This is a genomic window from Paraburkholderia sp., from assembly GCF_026225065.1.
Lineage (GTDB): Bacteria > Pseudomonadota > Gammaproteobacteria > Burkholderiales > Burkholderiaceae > Paraburkholderia.
In genome coordinates this window covers 21,387-43,317 of record NZ_JAMFSB010000108.1, presented here as the reverse complement: position 1 = coordinate 43,317, position 21,931 = coordinate 21,387, and the positions used below count along the sequence as shown (strand labels likewise).

The 21,931-nt window shown below is 61.6% G+C and carries 20 protein-coding genes; 6 read left to right on the top strand and 14 right to left on the bottom strand.

All coding sequences use genetic code 11. From position 1 onward, the window contains the following. Both M0954_RS08495 and M0954_RS08490 read right to left on the bottom strand, forming a co-directional pair. Positions 1-296, bottom strand: a 296-nt coding sequence (locus tag M0954_RS08495) for a two-component regulator propeller domain-containing protein (protein ID WP_297352648.1), incomplete at its 3' end; no start/stop codon positions are given. Positions 297-696: 400 nt separating this feature from the next. Then, positions 697-2,646: an EAL domain-containing protein gene (locus M0954_RS08490; RefSeq protein ID WP_297352646.1), complete on the bottom strand. Its 1,950-nt coding sequence runs from the start codon at positions 2,644-2,646 to the stop codon at positions 697-699. 265 nt (positions 2,647-2,911) lie between these two features. Here M0954_RS08490 and M0954_RS08485 point away from each other — a divergent pair, with 265 nt between their 5' ends. Beyond that, positions 2,912-4,366: a phosphatidylserine/phosphatidylglycerophosphate/cardiolipin synthase family protein gene (locus M0954_RS08485; protein ID WP_297352644.1), complete on the top strand. Its 1,455-nt coding sequence runs from the start codon at positions 2,912-2,914 to the stop codon at positions 4,364-4,366. Here M0954_RS08485 and solA read toward each other — a convergent pair. The 5 genes from solA to M0954_RS08460 all read right to left on the bottom strand — a co-directional run bounded on the left by solA (position 4,349) and on the right by M0954_RS08460 (position 7,803). After that, positions 4,349-5,521, bottom strand: a complete 1,173-nt coding sequence (solA, locus tag M0954_RS08480) for an N-methyl-L-tryptophan oxidase (RefSeq protein WP_297352642.1) — start codon at positions 5,519-5,521, stop codon at positions 4,349-4,351. The two genes, M0954_RS08485 and solA, sit on opposite strands and share 18 nt — an antisense overlap. 94 nt (positions 5,522-5,615) lie before the next feature. Beyond that, a complete protein-coding gene (locus M0954_RS08475) occupies positions 5,616-6,485 on the bottom strand; it encodes a cytochrome c oxidase assembly protein (protein ID WP_297352640.1) in 870 nt (289 codons plus the stop codon). Between the two features lie 128 nt (positions 6,486-6,613). Then, the gene (locus M0954_RS08470) at positions 6,614-6,922 is read right to left on the bottom strand and encodes a hypothetical protein (RefSeq protein ID WP_122158459.1); all 309 of its coding nucleotides are present in this window, start codon (positions 6,920-6,922) and stop codon (positions 6,614-6,616) included. A 157-nt stretch (positions 6,923-7,079) separates the two neighbouring features. Further along, positions 7,080-7,361, bottom strand: coding sequence for a hypothetical protein (locus tag M0954_RS08465; protein ID WP_297352638.1), 282 nt, complete (start codon positions 7,359-7,361; stop codon positions 7,080-7,082). Positions 7,362-7,434: 73 nt separating this feature from the next. Further along, entirely contained in the window at positions 7,435-7,803 is a 369-nt protein-coding gene (locus tag M0954_RS08460) for a nuclear transport factor 2 family protein (protein WP_297352635.1), read from the bottom strand. 150 nt (positions 7,804-7,953) lie between these two features. Here M0954_RS08460 and M0954_RS08455 point away from each other — a divergent pair, with 150 nt between their 5' ends. The 4 genes from M0954_RS08455 to flhC all read left to right on the top strand — a co-directional run bounded on the left by M0954_RS08455 (position 7,954) and on the right by flhC (position 11,121). Continuing rightward, positions 7,954-8,841 carry a helix-turn-helix transcriptional regulator gene (locus M0954_RS08455; protein WP_297352633.1) on the top strand — a complete coding sequence of 296 codons (888 nt, stop codon included), beginning with the start codon at positions 7,954-7,956 and terminating at the stop codon, positions 8,839-8,841. Positions 8,842-8,923: 82 nt separating this feature from the next. Beyond that, positions 8,924-9,451 carry a GNAT family protein gene (locus M0954_RS08450; protein ID WP_123388132.1) on the top strand — a complete coding sequence of 176 codons (528 nt, stop codon included), beginning with the start codon at positions 8,924-8,926 and terminating at the stop codon, positions 9,449-9,451. A 744-nt stretch (positions 9,452-10,195) separates the two neighbouring features. Beyond that, entirely contained in the window at positions 10,196-10,516 is a 321-nt protein-coding gene (gene flhD, locus M0954_RS08445) for a flagellar transcriptional regulator FlhD (RefSeq protein ID WP_122158455.1), read from the top strand. A gap of 14 nt (positions 10,517-10,530) precedes the next feature. Continuing rightward, on the top strand, positions 10,531-11,121 hold the full coding sequence (gene flhC, locus M0954_RS08440) for a flagellar transcriptional regulator FlhC (RefSeq protein WP_122158454.1): 591 nt from the start codon (positions 10,531-10,533) through the stop codon (positions 11,119-11,121). Positions 11,122-11,357: 236 nt separating this feature from the next. On the opposite strand, the gene M0954_RS08435 is transcribed toward flhC, so the two are convergent. The 5 genes from M0954_RS08435 to M0954_RS08415 form a co-directional block, all read right to left on the bottom strand. Further along, positions 11,358-12,686 carry an Nramp family divalent metal transporter gene (locus tag M0954_RS08435; protein WP_122159563.1) on the bottom strand — a complete coding sequence of 443 codons (1,329 nt, stop codon included), beginning with the start codon at positions 12,684-12,686 and terminating at the stop codon, positions 11,358-11,360. 61 nt (positions 12,687-12,747) lie between these two features. Continuing rightward, positions 12,748-13,950, bottom strand: coding sequence for an acyl-CoA dehydrogenase family protein (locus tag M0954_RS08430; RefSeq protein WP_123388133.1), 1,203 nt, complete (start codon positions 13,948-13,950; stop codon positions 12,748-12,750). A 34-nt stretch (positions 13,951-13,984) separates the two neighbouring features. Then, a complete protein-coding gene (locus M0954_RS08425) occupies positions 13,985-14,641 on the bottom strand; it encodes a methionine ABC transporter permease (protein WP_122158452.1) in 657 nt (218 codons plus the stop codon). Beyond that, the gene (locus tag M0954_RS08420) at positions 14,634-15,824 is read right to left on the bottom strand and encodes a methionine ABC transporter ATP-binding protein (RefSeq protein WP_297352631.1); all 1,191 of its coding nucleotides are present in this window, start codon (positions 15,822-15,824) and stop codon (positions 14,634-14,636) included. Before M0954_RS08420 ends, M0954_RS08425 begins: the two co-directional genes overlap by 8 nt. Positions 15,825-15,877: 53 nt before the next feature. Further along, positions 15,878-16,654, bottom strand: a complete 777-nt coding sequence (locus M0954_RS08415) for a MetQ/NlpA family ABC transporter substrate-binding protein (RefSeq protein ID WP_297352629.1) — start codon at positions 16,652-16,654, stop codon at positions 15,878-15,880. On the opposite strand from M0954_RS08415, the gene M0954_RS08410 reads away from it, so the two are divergent. Beyond that, positions 16,653-16,889 (top strand): hypothetical protein, encoded by a 237-nt coding sequence (locus tag M0954_RS08410; RefSeq protein ID WP_166660816.1) that lies wholly within the window; start codon positions 16,653-16,655, stop codon positions 16,887-16,889. The two genes, M0954_RS08415 and M0954_RS08410, sit on opposite strands and share 2 nt — an antisense overlap. 176 nt (positions 16,890-17,065) lie before the next feature. On the opposite strand, the gene M0954_RS08405 is transcribed toward M0954_RS08410, so the two are convergent. Then, positions 17,066-18,667: an efflux transporter outer membrane subunit gene (locus tag M0954_RS08405; RefSeq protein WP_297352627.1), complete on the bottom strand. Its 1,602-nt coding sequence runs from the start codon at positions 18,665-18,667 to the stop codon at positions 17,066-17,068. A gap of 14 nt (positions 18,668-18,681) precedes the next feature. Continuing rightward, entirely contained in the window at positions 18,682-21,867 is a 3,186-nt protein-coding gene (locus tag M0954_RS08400; RefSeq protein WP_297352625.1) for an efflux RND transporter permease subunit, read from the bottom strand. Between the last annotated feature and the right edge of the window lie 64 nt (positions 21,868-21,931).

Here is a 21,931-nt window from a genome sequence, read left to right as displayed (position 1 = left end):
TTATCGAGCCTTGCGAGGCCGCCGCTATCTGTGGCTGCCCAGAGGCGGCCCTCGCGGTCCTCATAGAGCGCATTGATATAGGAAGAAGGCAAGCTGCCGGGCTTGCTGGGATCGGCAATGTAGGTGCGGAAGCGATAGCCGTCCCAACTCGCAAGACCGGTCTGCGAGGCGATCCAGATCAGGCCGTCCTTGTCCTGCAGCATCGCCGTAGGCGTAATGTCGCTCGGCATTTCGACATGGCGAAACACCGGGGTCGCTCCATCGTACCAGGCATCGGCTGCCCTGGCGGGCGGCACGGCCGCAACCATCTCCAGGCAAACGAGAAGGCAACTTAGGATCCGCAGCGAATGGCGCCTCCACTTATGCATGGAATTCTGGTCCTCGGTAGGTCGTTCGCCGCGCAATCCCGGCGCGCCGCATTCGTGCCACGCGATATCTAACTAAATATCGGCAGACGATGCAGCTACTTTAGGTTTCCTCATAAACATGACGCATGGGTTTTGCTGCTCATTCAGAATGGCTGATCAATACTTTTCTATTACGATTCCGAAGTCGGGCAGAACACCGCGTGGCGACTCTCATACGCCACGACGCATGTAAACGGCAGCATCGCGCTGCAACTTGAGGACTTTTTGCGTAAGGATTGCCTGAAATTCGGGTAGGGAAGTCAAGCGGCGGACGGGCGCGTGCGCGCCGTTAGCCGATTGCCTCGCCTTTAATCACGCCGTCTGTGGCGAGCCGTTCTTCGCGGTGCGCGATAGTTTCCGCCCGCTCCGGTCTGCCGAGCAGGTAGCCTTGCGCGTGGGTACATCCGCAGGCGCGGACGAAGTCGAGTTGTTCGTGGGTCTCGATACCTTCCGCGGTAGTCGGCATGCCCATCTCGCGCGCCAACGCCACGATCCCGCGGACCACCGCCGCGGATTCGCGCCGGTGCACGGATTCCTTGACGAAGGAGCTGTCTATCTTGAGCTCGTCGAACGAGAAGCGGACGAGCGTCGACATGGTTGAAAAGCCGGTTCCGAAATCATCCAGCGCCAGCCCGATGCCTAATGCCCGAAGCGTTGCGACATTGCGCCGGGTCGCGATATCGTCGCTTAGCAGCACTGTTTCGGTCACCTCGATATGCAGGCGCTCCGGCGGCAACTTCGTTTTGTGCAAGATCGACTCGACCGTCGCAGCGAACGACTCCTCACGCAATTGCACAGGCGAGACGTTGACCGCAACCGTAACCGCATCGCGCCAGGTGACCGCTTCTATGCACGATTGCCGCAGCGCCCATGCACCCAGTTCGAGTACCAGGCCCGTGCGTTCGGCGGTGGGGATGAATGCGACCGGAGACAACTCGCCGCGCGTCGGGTGGGTCCAGCGCAGCAACGCCTCGCGTCCCGAGATGGTGCCGTCGCTAAGGTCTATGATGGGCTGATACTCCATCCGCAAGCCGCTAAAAGACTGCATCGCGCCTTCAAGGTCGCTGCGCAGCAGACTCAGACTTTCGTCTGAGGCGTGCTTGTCGGCATCGAAAACGGCAAAGGCACTTTTGCCATTGCGCTTGACGGCGTACAAGGCGCGATCCGCGCATATCAGCAATTGCGGCCCGGTTTTGCCATGCTCGGGGTACAGTGAAATGCCAACGCTCGCACCAATGTGGACGCGTGCTTCGCTCAGCACGAACGGCCGGGCCAATGCCTTGACGATGCGATCAGCCAGCGCACGCACGTCTTCGCTCAGGGAGGCGCCATCGTAGATCGCAACGAATTCGTCCCCCGCCAGGCGTCCGACGATACCGTCGGCCGGCAGGATATCGCGCAGACGTATCGCCGCTTCCTGCAGGATCTGGTCGCCTGCAGCATGTCCAAGACTGTCGTTGATCGCCTTGAAGCCGTCGAGGTCGATTAGTAGCACAGCGAACGATTGCTCGTCGCCCTGCTGCACTCCGGTCCCCGTGCGCTCGAGCAGGAGCTCGCTGATGCGCGCGCGGTTAGGCAAGCCCGTCAGACTGTCGTGGCGCGCCAGGCGGTGGCTGTTTTCGCGCGCCGTCAGCAACGCGACAGTGTCGCGATTGCTGCGCAAGGCGACGGTAAAGAAGCCTGCCGCGCAGAATGGCGCCTGAAACAGCAGGACGAGCTTGCCGGAGCCGGGAGACAGTGCAGCGCCCAGGCCCAATAGCCCGAGAATGAGCGTGATCTGAATCAGCACAAGGCGGGGGATGCCGGCGTTGCGACCTGCCAGGCCGCCTATTACGCCGACGGCACAAACGTTTCCCAGTAGAAAGAGTGTCTGGTCGCCGCTGATATTGCAGAGCAGGCTGCCAAAGCCGAACACCGCGCTCCAGAGAATGCTCGCCAACAGGAATGCGGAGGTGGGCGTAGGCTCGCCGCGAACGCTACGCTCGCAGCAAACGTAAATCAACAGCAGCCGGGTGAACAGCAGCGCGAGGACAGCGAGTCCCCAACCTGCATAAAGCGCAGTCCGGTGGAGGTAAATGGCGGTGGCGCAGACACTGATTTCACAAATCGACGCAAAAATAATGGACGCCGTTCTCGTGAACAGATTGGCAAGCAATATCTGCCGATTTTCGGTACTCAGATTCTGAGCGGAAGAGACAATCCACTTGAAAAATGGAGACCTTGGTTCGCTGAAAGCCATGACCTGCGCATTTTTGACGGTTGGCGGAACGACGGAGGCTACACTGCAATTATTACGTAAACCGCAAATAGCCGGTTAATTCTCCTTTGAGCGGGTGCGCAATGCTCGGGCAAAGACAGGCGAAATGCCCCGAAACGCCATAAGAGCCTGAAAAGAAAACGCCTGACAACGCGGAATAACTTTCTTTTAAGCTTGCTGGCGCTACCCCTCCTCGAAAATGAAACGGCGTCTCTAACGATCATCAAATTCCACCTGGAACCCTTCAATGGATCACCACTCCGAGCCGACCACAAACAACGAGCCCGGCCAGACATCCATCCCGTTCGTCACGCAGGGTTCCTATCCGCGACGGGCCGGTAACCGGGTTCGTCCGCTGGTCGACAGCGGCCCCGCGTTTCGCCGCATCTGCGACGCAGTAGAAAACGCCCAGCACAGTGTCTGGCTCACCGTCACCTTCGTGGCGAAGCATTTTCAGATGCCGGACGGCCGCGGCACGCTGTTCGATGTGCTCGACGCCGCAGCGCAGCGGGGCGTCGACGTCCGGGTGATTTTCTGGCGCCCCAACCCCGCGAGCAGCGGATACGGACAGACGTTCGAAGGCACGCAGGCGGACTTCGACTGGCTGGCCGCCCGGGACTCGCGTTTGAACGCTCGCTGGGATCGCGCGCCCGCCGCCTATTGCCACCACCAGAAATGCTGGCTGATCGATGCGGGCGAGTCGTCGGAAACCGCGTTTGTCGGCGGCATCAACCCGACTTTTGCAGTCGTCGAGCCTGGGCACGCAGGCGGAGAACAACGCCACGACGTCTACGTCGAGATCACTGGTCCATGCGCGAGCGATGTGCATCACAACTTCGTTCAGCGCTGGAATGAAACCAGTGAGCGGAATGGGGCGCTTGGCGTGTATGGACCTAACGGTCACTCGAATCTCGCGTTCCCAACGCGTTTATCGAAGGCGCAAGGCCCGAGCACCGTGCAGATTCAACGCAACGTGCACACCGAATGTTATCGCGACGCGCACGCAGCCCCCGGACTTGAAGAAGCCTATCCCATCGCCAACGGCGAGCGATCCATCACCGATCAATATCTGTTGGCCATCGACGCCGCGCGTCGCTCGATCTACCTGGAAAATCAGGCGCTTCCGGTGCCCGCCATTGCCGGTGCACTCGAAACTGCCTTAAAACGAGGGGTATTCGTGGTTCTTCTGGTCCCGGGAGACCCTGAACCACATGTGGCTCTGTGGCGAAAGAATCCTGAACGCACGGCGTTTTTCGAGCAGATCGAAGCACTCGACCGCTATGAAAATTTCACGCTCGCCGCACTCGCAGGGCCAACGGAAGCCGATGGCCGACGTTACGTCTACGTCCATGCCAAGCTCATGCTGATCGACGACGCATGGGCCACCATCGGATCGTGCAACCTTCATGCGAATTCGCTGTACGGCCATAGCGAAATGAACGCGAGTGTCTGGGACGCCGACGCAGCAAAGGCGCTACGCTGTCAGCTTTTTCTCGAACATCTGGGCCAGGACACAAGCGATCTGGACGATCGCTCAGCCGTTCAACTATATCAAAGCATCGCACGCCGAAACGATAATCGCTGGCGGGACGGCAATGATGATTGGGGCGGCGGTATCGCCTGCAGTCTGAGCCCGCAAGCCTACGGTAAAACGCACGAGCCAGACAGCGGCCTTGCGCCTGCCTCAGGAAAAACGGCTTAACGAAAAGGCCGAAAGGTCAATCTGGCTGCTTCCGCTGAGAGCGCGCTGCGCCACCGCCTCGCCGATCGCCGCCGAATGCTTGAAGCCGTGACCCGAACAGGCCGAAACCACGGTGACGTTCTTGAGCGCAGGGTGATCATCGATGATGAAACCGTAGTCAGGCGTCACGGTGTAGGTGCAGACACTCGCCTTGACCCGTTCCGCGGTCACGCCGGCGATCTTGCCTGCGACATGCGTGCGGAACATGGCCGCCACATCGGCGTCGGATACTGTGCGATCAAGCGAATTGGGCAAGCTCTGCGCCGTGTATTGCTCCGCCGCGATCTTCATGCTGCCTTCACCGGGAATGGGCGGAAAGCCATAACACCAATCCGTTTCCAAAGGACCGTGCGAGAGAATGAAGCTCGGCGAGACTTCAGGAAAAATCACGGGCTCTTCAAGCTTGAACCAGAAGAGCTGTTGCCTGCACACCCTCAGCAAGCTTTTAAACGGCTCGCCCAACAGTTCAGCCGACCACATGCCGGCGCAGACGACGACTTTGTCCGCCACCACCGTCCGATCACCCGCCCTGACCCGGACCACATTGCTCGCCGACTCCACAGTGGAAACCGGTGCACCGGCGATCACTGCGGCCCCGAGTTCTCGCGCCGCTTTCAGTTGCGCAGCGATACACCGCTCGGGACGCACAAAGCCCCCTTCCGGTTCGTAGTACGCGATCGCGTCATCGCGAAGCGGCGCAAATTGCGGGAAACGCCCCCGGAGCTGTTCGGCCGTGAGGACCTCGTGAGCGATGCCATAGGTACGTGCCAGCTCGATGGTGCGCGCCGTGAAATCAGCCGCGCCATGATGCGATGTGCGTGTCCCGCTCGAGGTCATGACGAGGACCCCGCATTGCTCGAAAAGCGCGTCGCCGTCGCGCGCTTCCAGTTCGCGCCAGATTTGCTGGGACCTGCGCACCAACGGCACGTACTCGGCGCCTTCTCCAACGGCCAGCCGGGTAATGCGAGTGTCTCCGTGACTCGATCCCTGGTCATGCGGTGGAGCATATCGGTCTATGCCAATCGCTTTCGCGCCAGCCTTCGCCAGTTGATAAAGCGTGGCCGCGCCCATGGCGCCGAGCCCTACCACTACGACATCGCATCGTTCTTCGAGCACGACATGTCCTTGTTCAGTTCAAACTGTACGGGATCAGGCTACCGTGAAGCCCAGCAAGAAGTCCCGGTTGTGCACGGCAGCCGAAACGGACTGTTCAGCTTCCCGCCTGCAGCGCCGGCTTCGTCCTTGCCGCACCCCGTCTCGCCTTCGGCGGCACGCGCGACGGCAAGGTGGACAGACGCATCACGTGGCGCAGCGCCATCAGCGCGCCGATCGCTTCGAGCACCCCAGCGGGCACCCACATGATGAGGCCGCCGAGGCTTTGATCGAGCGCGGGCGGCACCGACGTGAACGCGCGGCCGCACAGCGTGAACACCGGATAAAGATCCTGCGAGGAAAAGGTGATGATGGCGCCCACCAGGATCTGCGGCGTCATGGTGATCACCGGAGACAGCACCCGCAGGCCTGGACGCGTGCGGCTCGGCGGACTCGGCCGGTGATCGAGCAGCATCCACCAGTACAGCAGGCCGCTCACCGCGACCGACCAGTTCATGAACGTGTAGATGCGCCAGTCGAGCATTGCGACGAACTGGACGGACGGAATCAACCAGAACACCACGGACACAACGAAAACGATGGAGATAAAGGCTGGATTGAACGCCACGGCGGCAACGATCCGCACGGGCCTCAGGCGTTGCCAACGCCGCAGCGCGCTGCGCCAGCGCAGCGGTAAACCAGCGCGCAGCACACTGCCCGGGTACGAAGCCATCAGGATCAGGGGAGCGAGGTGATGCAGCACCAGATGCTGGAGCCGGTGCACGAAGAACTGATGCTCGGCGTAGTAATCGAGGCGTGTGTGCAGCGCAATATAGAACAGCACGAGCCCGATCCAGAATGCCGCACGCCGGGCAAAGCTGACGCGGATGTGGCGCGAACCGCGCGCAAACAGCGCCGCGACGGCAACGAACACGGCGACGAGCACAAACGACGGCTCCCACGGATCAAGCAGACTAATGAGCGACATGGCGGATTCGACGGTGACGGCAAGTTGCGCGTCCGGACGTATCGTCCGACGCGGCGAGTCACATGTTAGCAGGTGCCGCCCGGATGCCGTGCGGCGGCGGTCTGATAGGCACTATGCGCCGCGAAACCTCACTTGACCCGGCTGAACGTCGCCGAGCCGGTCATGGTCGGCAAGATAATCGTGTCGTGTTGCTTGTCGTAGGGGATGCTTTCAATGCGGCCCGTCGATTCGACCTCCAGCACGCCGTCCCGATATACGGCAGATGCCACCCCAGGCCTTACGCTGCCGCCACTGGTGTTGGCGATGACAAAGCCGTCGTCATTGCGGCTGATCTCGACGCTTTCGCGGCCCTTGGTGCTCTGCCACTTACCGACGAACTCGTCACCTTCCTTGTTGCCGCAACCGCCGAGCACGGCAAGTGCCGCGGCGATCAACATCACTACACAACCCCGTATCATTTACTCCCCCTCTATTTATGATCGTTTCGCCGCTCGATCAGGAACACCTGCGCCGGGTGGCGACGAGGCAGGCTGATCCGCGCGAACGCTCGTCCACAGAAGCCAGTCGCGTGCGGTGGGCAAACGGTCAGTCATTTTATCGTGAAGCCGGCGACCCCGAGCAGGGCTTCGTGCCTTCCAGCCCGGCCACTCTTCTTTGACTGCTAAACCAGCGCAGCCAGCCCACCAGTCCCAGCAACATCAGACCCGCACCGCCCAGCACCGGCTCGCGCCATGCCAGCAATGCGGTGAAGGTGAACGCCCGCGCGCCGGCCAATAGCGCGAAGCCGGCAATGGCGGTGCTGACTGCGTCGAGGGTGCCGAGCACCCGTTCGAACGCGAGTGTCACCGCAAACCCTGCGGCACGATGCTCGCGCATGATGATCTCCTTGAAAGTGGGAAGGTGGAGGCCTGGGTTGGCCTCGGTTGCCCTCAGTTGACTTTGATTGGCCTCAGGCGGCGCCTGGCGTGGCGTCGAGAAAACCGGTCACGGCCTGCAGCCGTCCGGCCGGATCGACCACGCCAAAGTCCGAACCCTTGACGATCGGCGTGCCATCGGGCATGGTCAGCTCCCACGAAAAACGCAGACGGTTTGTGAAGCCATCGACATCCGTGGTGCGGCGGAAGGTGTGGCGCGGAAATCGTTCATGGACGGCGCGAATCATCGCGTCGATTCCGTCATGACCGTTGCCAGCGAGCAGCGGATCCAGATACGCGGCATCCGTGCTCCAGGTCGCGGCGATCAGTTCGCGGCGGCTGCCTGCGTCCGTTTCATTCCACGCCGCGAAATAGCGGTCGATCAGATCGGTATGTGCGTTCATCACAGACTCCTTCAGTAGCTTGGCTGAGCGCGACGCCTGGCAAACAGCGCGTTTGGGGCGGGCTCGGACTGAAGGATCGGCGATGGGGTGCGGTGAGTCGATTACCTGGGAGGTAAGGCAATCCCTCCCCGTCCTGGCTATGATTGCCTCATGAGCACTCTCTCCCTCCCCCAAGCCGGCCCATCGGGCCCATCGTCGGCCAGCCGCACAGTCGGCGAACTGTTGCGCGACTGGCGGCAGCGGCGCCGCATGAGCCAGCTGCTACTCGCCGCGGAAGCCGACATCTCGACCCGTCATCTGAGCTTCGTCGAATCGGGCCGCGCCCTGCCGAGCCGCGAAATGGTGATGCACCTCGCCGAGCGCCTCGACGTCCCGCTGCGCGCCCGTAACATGCTGCTGATGGCGGCCGGCTACGCGCCGCTGTTTCGCGAGCGTCCATTGACCGACCCGCAACTGACGGCCGCACGTGAAGCGGTGGAACTGGTCCTGAAGGGACACGAACCCTATCCGGCGCTCGCAATCGACCGGCATTGGACCATCGTCGCCGCCAACCGCTCGCTCGCGCCGCTGGTCGGCGCAGCGAGCGAAGCCCTGCTGGCGCCGCCCGTCAACGCCCTGCGCCTCAGTCTCCATCCAGACGGTATCGCCTCCTCTATTGTTAACTGGCACGCGTGGCGCACGCATGTGCTGGCGCGGTTGCAGCGGCAGATCGACGTCAGTGCCGACGAAACGCTCGCGGCACTGCGTGACGAACTTGCCGCCTATCCCACGCCCCCGGGCGCGGAAGGCGCGGCAGAGGACAGCAACGCCACCCTCAATCAGATCGCCATACCGCTGCGCCTGCGCACGCCGCTTGGCGTGCTGTCGTTCTTCAGCACCACGACCGTGTTCGGGACGCCGGTGGATGTCACGCTCTCCGAGCTCGCGATCGAGGCCTTCTTTCCTGCCGATCCACAGACCGCCGTGGCCTTGCGCGCATACGCAGAAGATTCGGCAGAAGGTCCGGGCCATAGCGGCATCGAAGGACGCCACAAGTAACTCCTGAAGCTCGCCTCCTGTGGGCGGTCGTACGGCTACCATGCGAAGCCCACTCAAGTCCCACCCGCACGGAGAAACACGCATGGAGCACGCCCCGCTGATCCGGCAACTCAACCTCGCCGATCTCGACGCTTTCTTCCAGTTACGTCTGCGCGGTCTGCAGGCGCACCCGGAGGCGTTCGGAACGAGCCATCAGGAGGCGCTCGAGAAAGGCCCGGCGCAATACGAGGCCATCCTGCAAGGCGATCAAGCAGCCGAGGGCAATTTCATACTCGGCGCATTCGCCGCGCAGGACCTCGGGTTGATCGGCACGGTCGGACTCAGACGTGAGCCGCGGGTCAAGGAGCGCCACAAGGCGGTGGTGGTCGGCATGTATGTCGCGCCCGAAGCCGCCGGTCGCGGCGTCGGGCGTGCGCTGCTGAACGACTTGCTCGCGCGCAGCGAGTGGATCGAGGGCCTACGGCAAATCCAGCTCGTTGTTACAAAACAGAACGAAGCGGCGCGCCATCTATATGAATCGCTCGGATTTCGCTGTTACGGCCGGGAAGTCGACGCGCTCCGCATCGACGGGGTATTTCACGATGCCGACCTGATGGCGCGCCTCATCTGAGGCCACGGGCCACCCGTGGGTAGTTGTAACGTCGATTTGTCTTATCGATTTGACCAATATCGGCCTGGTGTCAGGCAGATTCTGAGGCTGTCGGGCCGATCGCCGCTTCGCCATCTGTCTAACTTTTACAACACCCGACCGCGCTCGGTGGGATCCAGCGGAATCTCGCTGCCGATGCCTCCGACCGAACGTTCGGGCGGAGCCGGTAACTCTCTCCACCCACACGTTACATTTGCCGCCGAGTTTGTAACTGGGTCACCCGCAATGTGTTACATCCTCTTTTGTCCCCCAAACTTCGTTGTGGCAAGTAGTTATTACTGCATTTTGCCCATTTCTTTCTTTTAGCTTTCCGTTTGAAGCACTTATTAGCGTTATTACCGAGATTCAAACGAATTTCCTCAGACCATTCCGACAAGCCCCATTCTGCAAGGCCTGTGGCGGCTCAGACACGATTTGCACACGCTCCGGAACCCTCGCTGCCGCCTCTATTACGGCTCCGTGAAAGAGTTACCGAAAATTGTTGTATTTTTGTGAGATATTTTTTTGAGAAGGTATTGATTTCCTGAAATGCACTTCATACAATTGCTTCCAAGGTGTTACGAGTTGTAACACCTTGTATCAAACAGTCAGGACACGTTTCAAGTCGTAAATGTCGCCGGAGGTCATCAGTGTCCGGCGAGGGTACAAAAAGCATAACGGCGCAAAAAAGCCGACATAGCAATTCGGGGCTTCGGAAACACAAAAATGGACCGTAGCAGCGAGACGCGGGAGTCTATCCGCGAGATCAATTTGTCTTACATCATGCTCGCGCAACGTATGTTGCGCGAGGACAAAGCCATCGGGATGTTCCGTTTGGGTTTGTCGTCGCAATTGGCCGATTTGCTTGCCGGGCTGTCGCTCGCGCAAATTGTCAAACTGGCCTCTTCCGACCAGCTTTTGTGCTTCTTCCGCTTCAACGACCACTCAATGTTGTCGGCGTTGACGCAAACGACAAAGCACGCAGAGGTATCGCCGACTCATGCGGCTATCCTGCTGGCCGGCCAGCCAGCCGAGCAATTCGCTTAAACGGAGTGACCGCGATGCTCAAGCGAAGTCTGACGGAAGATGCACAGGACGTATTCCGCGCAATCGCGCTAATCGAACTCGGTGCACGCATGCAAGTGCTCGAGAGCGAATTGACGCTGTCGCGCGACCGCATGATTCGCCTCTACCGCGAGGTGAAGGGTGTTTCACCACCCAAGGGAATGCTGCCGTTCTCGGCAGACTGGTATATGACGTGGCTGGCGAACATTCATGCTTCGCTGTTCTACAACACGTACCTGTTCCTGAAGAACGAAGCGCATTGCTCGCATCTGGATGCGCTGACCAAGGGTTACCGGCTGTATCTGGAACACTGCAAACACAGTGAAACGGAACCGGTGCTGGACCTGACGCGTGCGTGGACGCTGGTGCGTTTCTTCGACGCCAAGATCCTGCAACTCACACCGTGCTGCCGTTGCACGGGCAAGTTTGTCGCGCACAAGCACGATCTGCAGCACAACGTCGTGTGTGGCGCCTGCCAGCCGCCGTCGCGCGCCGGCAAGACGAAGAAAGCTGCTGCTGCGGCCAAACTGGAAGCGCAAGAAGCATTGGAAGCGTTGGAAGCTACGCAAATCGCGGAAGCTGCCTGACCCGACTGATTTCCGGTCGGTTTGTTTAGTGTCACCCGTTTTTGCGCCGGCTATCCGGCTGACGGTTCATCCTGCCGCACATCCGGCAGATTCGAGCCTCGCCTTCACATCCGGCATCATTGTGTCGACCAGAGGTCGTTACAACCTCTGGTAGCGCATCTCATCAAGTCGTTCGCGACACTTCACGGTATTTGTCACACCTCCCCGATCTACAGGTCGCATGCAAGCGTGCGCGCTCAGCTGAGCCATCCCACCGTTTGCACCACCAGCCACAGGTTCGCGGCCGTAATCACGACGAATAGCGCCCACGCGAGCAGCCGGGTCGGCAGACGATTGGCAAACTCGCCCATCAGCGAACGGTCGTTAGTCATACGGATCAGCGGATAGAGCGCGAACGGCAACTGCAGGCTCAACACTACCTGGCTTGCGACCAGTAGCGTCCCCACCGCGCCGTTGCCGAGCGTCCGCACGCCGATCAGCGCGGGAATCAGCGCCAGTGCACGGGTAATGAAGCGGCGCTGCCAGCAAGGAATCTTCAGTTTAAGAAAGCCTTCCATGATCACCTGCCCGGCGACGGTGCCGGTAAACGTCGAGCTTTGCCCGGACGCGAGCAGTGTGATGGCGAACAGCACGGCAGCGAAACCCGTCCCGACGATCGGCGCGAGCAGCCGGTAAGCATCTTCGATTTCCGTGACCTGGTTGTGCCCGGTCGCATTGAAGGCGGCGGCGGCGAGAATCAGGATTGCCGCGTTGATCAACAGCGCGATCACAAGCGAGACGATCGTATCGAGGCGCGACAGACCGATGGCCGAGGCGATACTGCGTGAATCGCGTTTGACAGCGCGCGTTTGCACGATCGACGAATGCAGATACAGATTGTGCGGCATCACGGTCGCCCCGAGGATGCCGATGGACAGATAGAGCGGCTCGCGGCTGTTGATGGCGTGCCACGACGGCACAAGTCCAGCCATCACAGACGGCCAGTGCGGATGCACCAGCACCAGTTGCACGATATAGCCAATGCCGATGGTGGCGATCAGCCCAAGAATGATGGCTTCGAGATCGCGGAAATTTTTGCCCTTCAGGCCGAGCACGATCAGCGTATCGAACGCGGTCAGGATCACGCCGGTGGTAAGAGAACACTTGAACAGCAGATGAAACGCGAGCGCGCCGCCGAGCACTTCGGCGAGATCGCAGGCGATGATCGACACCTCGGCGAGCAGCCATTGAACCCGGGCGATGGCCGGCGAGTAGCGGCTACGCGACAGTTGTGCGAGGTCCTGACCGGTGGCGATGCCAAGCCGCATGCTCAGGCACTGCAGCGCCATCGCCGCGAGACTGGACAGCACCACCACGAACAGCAGGTTATAGCCGTAACGCGAGCCGGCTTCGATATCGGTGGCCCAGTTGCCGGGGTCCATGTAGCCGATCGAAATCAGCAGGCCGGGACCGGCGAACTGCATGATCCGCTTCCAGAGCGACGCCCCCTGCGAGACGGCGACGGTGCCCTGGACTTCGGACGGACAGAACGGCGCGGTGGCCGTAGTCGGTAAATTGAATGGCAAGCCGGCGACCTCTTGAGATTGACGTAGCAACGGCACCCGCCAACGGGTGCCGCAGTCGACCTCAAGTGTACAAAGAAACTTCCGGCAATGCGCCGCTAAGCGCGTAACGGCCAACGTCGCGCACCCGGTAGTCGAGTGGATCGTGCAGCGTGTGGACACGAGCGTTGCGCCAGAAACGGTCGAGCGCAAGTGGCGCATGGGTGGCGCGCGCGCCGCAGGCATCGAACAGGTTCTGACTCACCTCGAGGGCGGCCCGGTGCGCGAGAATCTTCGCCTCGGATGTGGCCAATGCAACCCGGCCGCGCTCCTCGGCGTCGAGTGCCGTGCCCTTGTTCCAGGCGTCATCGAGTGCTTGCGCGGCGCGCTCCGCCAGCGCCTCGGCACTGACTGTCTGCAAACGCATCTCGCCGAATCGTGCGATCAGGTAAGGATCGTCTGTGGCCTTGTCGACGCCGGAGTTGATCCAGGGCCGTCCGTTTTTGTTCACGTATTGGCGCGCTTCTTCAAGCGCACCCTGCGCAATGCCGACGAACAGGTTCGTCAACACCAGCTGCGACACCAGCGTACGCAGCGTGGCGCGCGGCGTGGGCAGTGTTTCCGAGCGGTGCAGCACTTCTTCCGGCTCGACCTTCACGTTCGCAAACGACACGCTACCGCTATCGGTTTGCCGCTGACCGATCGGGTCCCAATCTTCATTGACGGTGATGCCATCGCGCGTCGTGGGCACGACGGCGAAAATCGGCTTGCCGGTCTGCGGGTCGTGCGCCGATACGGTCATCATCCGCGAACCACGCGTGCCGGAGCAGAAGCCCTTTTGTCCGTCGAGACGGAAACCGCCGTCAGCCGTTGCGCTTGCAACCAGCCGGGTGTCGAGCGGATTGACCGCATTGCCCCACCACCAACGGCCCTCGACGGTGCCGCGCAGATAGCGCACCCGTTGCGCCGGATTGCCCCATACATCGACGCTCACGACCTGCAGGCACTGAAAACCCAGCAGATGCGCGAGCGCGCTATCGACGCGCGCAATCGAACGGATCGTTTCGTAGACTTTGGGCCAGGCCGCGCCAGCGCCGCCGAATTCGCGCGGCACGGCTACCGTCAGCAGACCCGCCTCGGCAATCCACTGCTTCTCCTGTGCTGCGTGGCCGCCCTGGCGGTCACGCTCCGCAGCGCTCGCGCGCAACGCTTCCAGCAGGCTCGACAGATCGCGCGACGCAGATGACGCCTGCGGGTCACGCGCCGCGGGATGGTCCAACTCGTTCATGCAAACTCCAAACCAAGTGTCGGATACCTGTGCATTATGCGCGATGACCGAGCCGACGCACAAAGCGATCGCCGACGAACTGCACGGCCGTGACGATGACAATCAGCAGAATGATGACCGTCACCATCACCGTGGTATCGAAGCGCTGATAGCCGTAACGGATCGCGAGATCGCCGAGACCGCCGGCGCCGACCGCACCGGCCATCGCCGACGAGCCGATCATCGCGACCACCGTGATCGTGAAGCCGCCGAGAATGCCAGGCAACGCTTCCGGCAGCAGCACATGCCAGATGATATGACGGCGCTGCGCGCCCATCGCCTGCGCCGCTTCGATCAGACCGCGATCGACCTCGCGCAGGCTGACTTCCGCGACGCGCGCGAAAAAAGGAATGGCGGCGATGCTAAGCGGCACGATGGCTGCCCACACCCCGATCGTCGTACCGACCAGCAGACGCGTGAGCGGCAGCAATGCGACCAGCAGGATGATAAAAGGCGTCGAGCGGAATGCGTTGACCAGTGCGCCAAGCGTCGTGTTGACCGAGCGCCGTTCGAAGATGCCGCCGCGCGTGGTGGTCACCAGCACGAGCGCCAGCGGGATGCCGACCAGCAGCGCAACCACGGCGGACACGCCGACCATCACGAGCGTGTCGCGAATCGCCCCGGCCAGTTCGGAGAGCCAAATGTCAGACATAACCGAGTATCTCCACGTGATTGGCATGCTGCCGTGCGCGCTCCACGAGAGCGGCAATCTGTGCGCGGACAGCGGGCGTGTCGGCGCCGCGTGCGCCGTCGGCCAAATCCAGGCCCGCGGCCGTGGGAATCTGCGCGGTCACCACAAGGCGTCCTTGCGCATGCCCTTGAATCCGGTCGATGCCGCCATGTACGAAGCTCACGCGCCCGCCCTCGACACTCAGCGCCTGAGCGAGCGCGCCCAGATCCGGCTCACGTTCATCCGCCCCGGTGAAGCGCACGTCAAGTAGCACCTGCGCGTCGCCTGACGTCACCTCATGCAACGGCTTCACACGAGCGGCGAGATCCGCCGGCAGATCGTGCACCAGCGTGCGCAACAGTGCACGGGTTGCATCGTGCTGCGGTGCGCCGAACACCTGCCAGACCGGTCCGGTCTCCACTACCTGACCGCGCTCGATCACGGCCACCGTATCGCAGACTTCGCGGATCACTTGCATCTCATGCGTAATGAGGATGATCGTCAACCCAAGGCGCCGGTTGATATCGCGCAGCAGCGCCAGAATCGCCTGAGTCGTTTCGGGATCGAGCGCCGAGGTGGCCTCATCGCACAGCAGAATATCGGGGTCGTGCACCAGCGCGCGGGCAATCCCAACGCGCTGCTTCTGCCCTCCCGAGAGACTTGCAGGATACGCATTGCGCTTTTCGGAGAGCCCGACCAGTTCGAGCAGCGCATCGACCTTGCGCTCGATCGCGGCCTTCGAGGCGCCTGCGATCTTTAGCGGCAAGCCGATGTTCTCGCGCACCGTCTTGGCCGAGAGCAGGTTGAAATGCTGGAACACCATGCCGGTGCGGCGCCGTAAAGCCACGAGGCCGCGCTCGTCCAGTTCGCCCACGCTGACGCCGTTCACGCTAACCGTGCCGGAGCTGGGGTTTTCCAGACCGTTGACGAGCCGCAGCAACGTCGATTTGCCCGCGCCGCTGCGGCCGATAATGCCGAACACTTCGCCGCGCGCCACTTGCAATTGCACATCGGCGAGCGCCGGAGCCGTGCCGGGCGAGTTGCCGAACACCTTGCCGATCCGGTCGAATACGACCGCCGGACCTTGCGCATCGGGCGCTGCAGGACGTGCGGACCAGGCCGGTGCGGCCGCGATAAAACCGGGCGTGTCGAACAGAGAAGGCATCGTATCCGTCCTAGCTAAAGCTTTAAATCACAAGCGAGCGCAGGCCGATGCGATTACCACGCAACCGCGTAGAGATTGCCGAACGCCTTGTCGAGTTCAGCGCGCACCTGCGGAGAGTGCTGATAGATGGAAATGAACTTGAGAATACGCGGATCGTTCGCGCTTTCCGGACGCACGACAAACTGGATTGCGAAGATCTTGTTTTCGACGCCATCGAACAGCAACGCGCTATTCGGATCCGCGGTCCCGGCGAGCTTGATGAAGCTCGGATAGCCTTCGGCCAGATCCACGTCGTCAAGCGAGCGCGCCAGTTGCGACGCTTCGAGCTGGACGATCTTCAGATGCTTGGGGTTGTCGACAATATCGAGCGTCGTCGCGCGATAGTCCACGCCCGGCTTTAGCTTGATGAGCCCGGCACGCTGCAGCAACAGCAGTCCACGGCCGCCGTTCACCGGATCGTTGGCAATCGCGACAGTAGCGCCGTCCTTCAGCTGACCGAAGCTTTTGACTTTCTTCGAATACAGGCCGATCTTCATGATCGTGCCGGGTGCGATCGCCACGAAGTTATAGCCGCCTTGCTTCTTGGCGTTCTCCAGAAACGGAATGTGCTGGAAGTAGTTGACGTCGATATCCTTGTTCGCGAGCGCCGCGTTCGGTGTATTCCAGTCGGTGAACTCAATGATCTTCACATCGAGCCCTTGCGCCTTGGCCTCACGCGCCGCTTCCTGCAAAGCACCGATTTGGGGCGTGGTGGCGATGCCGATGGTTAGCGTCGGCGTATCGGCGGCGTGGGCGCTCGCCGCAGCAACCGCCAACGTGAATGCCATCATGACGACACCGCTCAAGCGCGCAAACGATGCGCGCGGCGCAAGCGACAGCCGGCGCAAGTTGGAAATAGAAAAGCTCATGACGGACCCGTTCAATGATGTGTTTGCCTGGCGCAAGCGAACGCTGCAACATGCGCCAATGCATGCTGCAGGTAAGCGGATAGCAGGATCAGAGCCGCTGACGCAGCTCGAAAGGCGTGACGCGCAGAAGGATCAGCGCGGACAACGGAACGGTTGACAGGTCATCGCCTCTCTCCAGATGAGGTGCGAATCATGATAGACGCCAGGCGGAAGGCGGTCTACGAAGCGATTTTGGAAAGGAAATCGCGCCAGACGATATACAAAGGGGCTGAGCTCGCTGCTCAGCCCCTTGATGCACCAGTACTAGTGTTACCCACCACCAGGGCTAGGCCATTACTGCTTTGCCACCTGTTGTGGCACATCCTTCACAACAGCAACAACGGCGGGAGCAGCAGGAGCGGCGGAGCTCGCATTTGCGTTACCTGCCGCACCCGGCGCAGCTGCCACCGGCACGCCGGAAGCAGCAACATCCGAGCCCCACCCGCCACCCAGCGCGCGAATCAGGTTCACCGTCGACACCGCCTGCGTGCCTTCCAGATGGGTCGCCTGCAACTGCGTCTGCAGGACTTGCCGCTCGCTGTCGATGACATCCAGATAGCTCACCTGCCCTTCCTGATACTGCGTCTGTGACAGATGCGAAGCCCGTTGCGACGCGGTGACCGCATCGTTTTGCGCCTGCATCTGATCGTCGAGCAGGCGCAGATCGGAGAGGTTGTCTTCCACTTCCTTGAACGCCTCCAGCACCTGCTGACGATACTGCGCCACGTCTTCGTCGTACTTGCCGCGCGCCTGAGCGAGGTTCGCCTTGCGACGGCCGCCGTCGAACAGCGGCACCGTCAAGGCCGTACCCGCCAACGGCCCGAGCAGGAACGTGCGGCTCGACCACATGAACAGATCAGCCAACGTGGCCGATTCAAACCCCGCCGCACCGGTGATATCCAGCTTCGGGAAGAACGCCGACTTCGCCAGCCCGACGCGCGCATTGGCCGCAGCCATCGCACGCTCAGCCGCCGCCACGTCAGGACGACGTTCGAGCAATGCAGAAGGCAGACCCGGCGGCACGCGGGCAGCCACCGGCACGAGCGGCGTTTCCGGGAACGAGAAGTTCGCCGGCGCCTTGCCGAGCAGAATCGCGAGGCTATGCTCGGACGCGGCTCGTTGCCGGGCGATGCCCACCGCATCCGCACGTGCGCTCGCCAGTTCGTTACGCGCCTGCGCCAGATCCAGTTCGCTGATATCGCCTTCGTTGAAGCGCCGCTGGATCAGCTTGAGCGTGTTCTCACGCAACGCTACCGTTTGACGGTACAGATCCTGATCCGTATCGAGCTCGCGCAACTGGAAGTAGTTCTGCGCGACGTCAGCCTGCAACGCCAGCTGCACTGAACGGAACAACGCTTCGCTCTGCTGCGCATCCGCCTGGATCGCATTCACATTCGAGCCAACCCGGCCGAACAGATCCGTTTCGTACGACGCGGTGCCCTGCGCGCGCCACAGCGTCGTGGTTTCCGAACCGGTGCTCTGCGGCAGGAACTGCGAGGCTGCTGACGCGGTTTCGCGCGTCGGCCCAAAACCCGCATCGAACTTCGGGAACCAGTCGGAACGTGCTGCCTGTAACGATGCCCGCGACTCCTGCACACGCGCCGCCGCTGCCTTCAGATCCTGGTTAGCCGCCGCGGCCTGCTCTTCCAGGTCGTTCAACTTGGGGTCGCCAAAAATCTGCCACCATTCGCCGCGATGCGCATCGTCAGCCGGCTGAGCCGGCTTCCACGTGCCCGCATCCTGCGGCGCGATAGTGGGCGCTTCCTTGAACGCCGCCGACGTGTCGACATCGGGACGCTTATAGGTCGGCTCGACCGAGCAGGCGGCGAGCAGCGCCAGCAGCAGACCGCTCGCTGCAGCGCGGCCCCAACCGCTCAGAGATTGATATTGCTTCATTATTGTTTTCCTCTTCAAGCGTCCGTTACCGGCAGCGCGTAGTGCGGCGAGTCTTTTTGCGCGACGTGAATCGTCCCGCCGGCAAGCGTACGCAGCACGACATAGAACACCGGCGTCAGCATCAGACCAAACAGTGTCACGCCCAGCATGCCGAAGAACACCGCGATACCCATCGCATGACGCATCTCCGAGCCGGCGCCGCTCGACAGCACCAGCGGTACCACACCCATGATGAAAGCGATCGACGTCATCAGGATCGGGCGCAGCCGCATACGGCTTGCTTCAATCGCCGCGGAGAGCGGTGTATGCCCGTCGTGTTCGAGTTCGCGAGCAAACTCAACGATCAGGATCGCGTTCTTCGAGGCCAGCCCCACCAGCACCATCAAGCCGATCTGCGTGAAGATGTTGTTGTCGCCGTGTGTGAGCCAGACTCCGGTCAACGCCGACAACAGACTCATCGGCACGATCAGGATCACCGCGAGCGGCAGCGTCAGGCTTTCATACAGGGCGGCCAGCACCAGGAATACCAGCAGCACGCTGATCGGGAATACCCACATGCCCGCATTGCCGGCGATGATCTGCTGATACGTCAGGTCGGTCCATTCGAGTTTCACGCCACGCGGCAAGGTTTCCGCAGCTACCCGTTCAGCCGCGGCTTGCGCCTGGCCCGACGAATAACCCGGAGCCGGTCCACCATTGATGTCGGCGGCCGTATACCCGTTGTAGCGCACCACCATTTCCGGACCGAACGTCGGCGTCACCGTCACCAGCGACGACAGCGGCACCATTTCGCCTGCGGCATTTCGCGTCTTCAGTTGCCCAATGTCCTCGGCATGCTGACGGAACGGTGCATCCGCTTGCACCCGCACCTGATACACACGGCCAAAGCGGTTGAAGTCGTTCACATACAGCGAGCCCAGATAGATCTGCATCGTGTCGAACACATCTGTCACCGGCACGCCGAGCTGCTTGGCTTTGACGCGGTCCAGATCGACGTTCAGCTGCGGCACGTTGATCTGATAGCTCGAGAAAGTCGGTCCCAGTTCAGGCGTGGTATTGGCCTTCTTGATGAACGCTTCCGTCGCCTTGTTCAGCTCCGCGTAACCGAGCGCACCGTGGTCCTCCAGCTGCATCTTGAAGCCACCCAGCGTACCGAGGCCCAGCACCGGCGGCGGCGGGAACACGGCCACGAACGAATCCTTGATCGCGCCGTACTGCTGGTTCAACGCACCCGCAATAGCGCCGGCCGAGAGTGCCTTGTCGCCGCGCTCCTTGAATGGCTTAAGCGTGACGAACACGATCCCTGCGCTCGAACTGTTGGTGAAGCCATTCACCGACAAGCCCGGGAATTCCACCGCACTTTCGACACCCGGTTGCTTCAGCGCAATCGCGCTCATATCGCGGATCACCTTTTCGGTGCGGTCGAGCGAGGCGCCGTTCGGCAACTGCGCAAACGCGATCAGGTATTCCTTGTCCTGCGCCGGCACGAAACCGCCCGGCACGATACGCGTGATCAGCACAGTCGCGCCGAGCAGGATCGCGTAGACGGCCAGCATGCCGCCCTTACGGCGCAATACGCCCTGCACGCCCTTGCCGTACGCGGTCGAGCCGCGATGAAACACCTTGTTGAAGCCCTTGAAGAAGCGGCCGAACACCACGTTCATCGCCCGCGTGAGCCAATCTTCCTTCGCGCCATGGCCGCGCAGCAGCATTGCCGACAGTGCCGGCGACAGCGTCAGCGAATTGAACGCCGAGATCACCGTCGAGATCGCGATGGTCACCGCGAACTGCTTGTAGAACTGGCCCGTGAGACCTGTCATGAACGCGAGCGGCACGAACACGGCTACTAGCGTAAGCGCGATTGCGATAATCGGCCCGCTCACTTCCTGCATGGCCTTGTACGTCGCATCGCGCGCGCTCAGCCCGGCTTCGATATTGCGCTCGACGTTCTCCACCACCACGATCGCATCGTCCACCACAATCCCGATGGCGAGCACCATGCCGAACAGCGACAACGCATTGATCGAAAATCCGAACGCCAACAGCAGCGAGAAAGTCCCCACGATCGACACCGGCACCGCAATCAAAGGAATGATCGACGCACGCCACGTCTGCAGGAACACGATCACGACGAGCACGACCAGCGCAATCGCTTCGAGCAGCGTGTGAATCACGGCCTCGATACTGGAGCGCACGAACTGCGTCGGGTCATAGACGATCTGGTAGTCCACGCCTGCGGGCATGTCTTCCTTCAGGTCCTTCATTGCTGCTCGCACCTGGTCCGAGATCTGGAGCGAGTTCGCGCCCGGCGCCTGGTTAATCGCGAGCGCTACCGCCGACTTGTTGTCGAGCAGCGAACGCAGGCCGTATTCCGAAGCAGCCAGTTCGATACGGGCAATATCGCGCAGATAGGTCACTGCGCCATCCGGGCCGGTCTTGACAACGATGTCGCCAAACTCGCCGGTGGTCTGCAAACGGCCACGCGCATTTACCGACAACTGCAACTGCGTGCCCGGCAACGAAGGCGAAGCGCCAATCTGACCGGCAGCCACCTGGATGTTCTGCTCGCGGATCGCGTTGACCACATCAGTCGCCGTCAGGCCGCGCTGTGCCACTTTCTGCGGATCGAGCCACACGCGCATGGCGTAGTCACCCGAGCCCCACAACTGCACTTCGCCCACGCCCTGAATACGCTCCAGCCGGTCCTTGACGTTGAGCACTGCGTAGTTGCGCAGATACGTCATGTCGTACTGGTTGTTCGGCGAGATCAGGTGGACCACCATCGTTAGCGTCGGCGAGCTCTTGATCGTCGTCACGCCCAGACGCTGCACATCGTCCGGCAGACGCGGCAGAGCCTGGTTGACGCGGTTCTGCACGAGCTGCGTAGCGAGGTCTGGATTGGTGCCGAGCTTGAAGGTCACCGTCAGCGTCAGATTGCCGTCGCTATTGGCTTGCGACTGCATATACAGCATGTTTTCCACGCCGTTGATCTGCTCTTCGAGCGGCGAAGCCACTGTTTCGGCGATCACCTTCGGGTTGGCGCCCGGATACTGCGCGTGCACCACCACCGAAGGAGGCACGACTTCCGGGTACTCGGAGATCGGCAGCTTGAAGAGCGAAATCACGCCCGCCAGCAGGATCAGAACCGATAGCACGCCCGCGAAGATCGGCCGGTCGATGAAGAATTTGGATATGTTCATGAGAGGCTCTTGAAATTAAAGCGCTGGGATGCGGCGCGCAAGCAGCAATCGTTAAGCACTGGGC